Origin of the sequence: Paenibacillus sp. OT2-17, assembly GCF_009827695.1 — a bacterium.
GTDB classification, from domain to species: Bacteria; Bacillota; Bacilli; order Paenibacillales; family Paenibacillaceae; genus Paenibacillus; species Paenibacillus polymyxa_B.
The window spans coordinates 1-2684 of sequence record NZ_WUDQ01000507.1 but is presented as its reverse complement, the minus strand read 5'-3'; the positions used below and the strand labels follow the sequence as shown (position 1 = coordinate 2684).

General features: G+C 45.3%; 5 protein-coding genes. 1 reads left to right on the top strand and 4 read right to left on the bottom strand.

The annotated features are described in order from the left end of the window. Together GRP75_RS23820 and prmA are read right to left on the bottom strand one after the other, a co-directional pair. Positions 1 to 391 (bottom strand): site-2 protease family protein (locus GRP75_RS23820; protein ID WP_160790552.1); only part of this gene is annotated, 391 nt, incomplete at its 3' end. A 2-nt stretch (positions 392 to 393) separates the two neighbouring features. Continuing rightward, positions 394 to 1359, bottom strand: a complete 966-nt coding sequence (gene prmA / locus GRP75_RS23815; RefSeq protein ID WP_023989505.1) for a 50S ribosomal protein L11 methyltransferase — start codon at positions 1357 to 1359, stop codon at positions 394 to 396. A 195-nt stretch (positions 1360 to 1554) separates the two neighbouring features. Between prmA and GRP75_RS23810 the strand changes: the two genes are divergently transcribed. Next, positions 1555 to 1974 carry a hypothetical protein gene (locus GRP75_RS23810; RefSeq protein ID WP_023989506.1) on the top strand — a complete coding sequence of 140 codons (420 nt, stop codon included), beginning with the start codon at positions 1555 to 1557 and terminating at the stop codon, positions 1972 to 1974. 85 nt (positions 1975 to 2059) lie between these two features. On the opposite strand, the gene GRP75_RS23805 is transcribed toward GRP75_RS23810, so the two are convergent. Continuing rightward, on the bottom strand, positions 2060 to 2245 hold the full coding sequence (locus tag GRP75_RS23805; RefSeq protein ID WP_023989507.1) for a YfhD family protein: 186 nt from the start codon (positions 2243 to 2245) through the stop codon (positions 2060 to 2062). A gap of 24 nt (positions 2246 to 2269) precedes the next feature. Continuing rightward, positions 2270 to 2644: a hypothetical protein gene (locus tag GRP75_RS23800; RefSeq protein ID WP_013311164.1), complete on the bottom strand. Its 375-nt coding sequence runs from the start codon at positions 2642 to 2644 to the stop codon at positions 2270 to 2272. Between the last annotated feature and the right edge of the window lie 40 nt (positions 2645 to 2684).

Below are 2684 nucleotides of genomic sequence, written 5' to 3'. Positions count from 1 at the left end.
CCCGTTGGTTCTCCATCCCCGGCAATACTTGAAAATGAAGGAGCACGGCATAGATCAAAGTAGTAACAAATGCAAGCAGCAGATTGCTCAGCGGACCCGCAGCCGATACGATAATGCCCATGAGGCGCGGACGGCTAAAATTGTCACGATTAACCGGAACTGGCTTGGCCCAGCCAAAGCCTCCGATCAACAGCAGCAGCGTACCCAGCAGGTCAATATGCACTGCCGGATTTAAAGTCACGCGCCCAAGTAGCTTGGCCGTAGGGTCACCAAATTTATTGGCATAATACGCATGTGCAAACTCATGAACCGTGAACGATATGATCACAGCCAGTAAATAAAAGGGAAGAACATTTAAATTTACACGAAAAATATTTTGTAGAAAATCCATACTTACCTCTTTCTCGCCACAAACGCCAGCCAATCTTCATCCCGGCTTATTTCGGCAATCTCAAAGCCAGCTGCTTTCAAAGCAGTTTCGACAACCTCTTCTTTGTTCTTCCAAATCCCTGAAGCAATATAAATACCACCTGGTTCCAGGGCTTTATATACATCATCAATGAACAGCAGAATAATCTCTGCCAATATATTAGCTACCACTAGCTTGACCGGTAACTGGATACCCAGCGTTGGATCGCTTGCATTAAGCACAGATAGCAAATCACTTTCTTTAATGGTGATGCGTTCCTCCAGTCCGTTCAAACGCGTATTTTCCCGCGCACTGGATACTGCCACCGGGTCCAAATCCAAGGCAAGTACATGCTTCGCTCCCAGCTTTACAGCTCCAATGGCCAAAATACCGGAACCCGTGCCGACATCAATAACTTCTTCTCCACCCTTAATCACAGACTCCAGCGTTCTCAGACAAAGGGATGTCGTAGGATGCGTTCCGGTCCCAAAGGCCATACCAGGGTCCAACTCAATGATTTTTTCCTCTTCACTCGCAGGCTCATAGTCTTCCCAAGTGGGTTTAATCGTCAGACGGTCCGACACACGCAAAGGCTTGAAATATTGCTTCCAAGCATTTGCCCAGTCATCCTCATCAACTGTTTTCAGCTCATACTGAACCTCACCAGGATCAATATCGAAAGTTCTCAATTCTTCAACGCGCGGCTCAATCTGCGAACGAATACGATCCATATCCACTTCTTCGGCAAAATAGCCTTTGATGATCGCTTGTCCTTCAGGTATATCGTTCAAAGGCCGATCATACCACTGTCCATAGGACGTATCCCGCGGCTTGTTGAGCGAACCGGATTCTTCAATGGAAACCCCTCCTGCACCTGCTTCGTGCAGAAAATTCGAAATCATTTCGATGGCTTCTTCGGTTGTATGTATTGTAATTTCATTCCACAACATGGTTTTCATTTCCTCCTCATTTCACATGCATACATTACATTGTACTATATACATGCACAGGAGTTCAAAAAAGCTAATATTATCGAAGTTCAAAATATTTTTTGTAGAGCTTGTATATGTTGTCCACTCTTTTAGTCCAAGCGCCCTTAACTCTAGTACATACAATACAATATACTAGAAAAGGAGTGATTTAGTATGGCAAAGACGGTGTTAGATTATAATGCCAGTGTTATTACACCTATCACTAATGGTATAAATCTTCCTGTTCCGATTTCTCCAGCCGGACTTGGAATTGCTACGACGTCTGTATTTATTGATCCTGCTATTTCTGGAGCTGTCAACAACCGAGTAGAGTTAAAAGCCTCGATTGGACTACGTTTTGTCGGTGCCGGCAACATTAGAGTGCTTGTACGGATTTGGAGAGCCGGCAAGGAAATTTATTACGGACTGGAATCCAATGTCTTCGATAACAATATTATTCTTAATGTCGAAACGGTAGACGTTGCGCCTCTGGGCGTACAAAACTACCAACTAATTATTGAAAATCAAACGCCTGCGACTACTGCTTTCGTCGCCGGTCCTCTTGTTTTTAGTGCAACAGCATACAGCGGATAATGAATAGAAAAAGGAAAGAACACAAATAAGACGGGCTATCCCACAAATCATCCTTATTAATGGAGATAACCCGTCTTATTAAATTCTACTCATTGTCGATTATGATACGCTGCTGACGACGGTCAGCTACTTCGCTACGCCGGATCGCTTCTAGATCCTCAGCATCTGCCTGATCTGCCGAGAACTCTACATCTTCATTTTTAGCAGATTGCATGCGTTTGATTTTCTCCGTTTTGGTCAGCACTTTATCAAACCGTTTGTTTTTGGACATCGGTCACTACTCCTTCCAAACTTTTCACAGCATTCCACCCGCTTGTTCCACGATGGACATCGCCTGATGATGAATGGATTCATCCACCACAGCAGTCAACAAAATATCACGGCCCGTCGGTCCGCCCTGTCCTCCATCACTCATGCCACTGGCGGACGGATCAGCTGCAGCCAGTATTGCTGGAGTTGCATCTGTAAAGTCCACGCCCTGTGTCAGTGAGGACAAGCTGCTAATCTGTCCTGAAAATACAGGCAATCCGGCGTTGCCAGTAGACTGCCGCGGATACCGGCTAAATCGGTCTATCGACACATCGGCTACCCGGAGAGCTTCCAGTTTTCTAGCGGCTCCCTGTGCTTCCTCAGGACTTTTGAAATACGCCAAAATATTTTTTTCGCCCATCTCAAAATCTCCCTGTGTAGTATTGAGCGCAACTGCTATT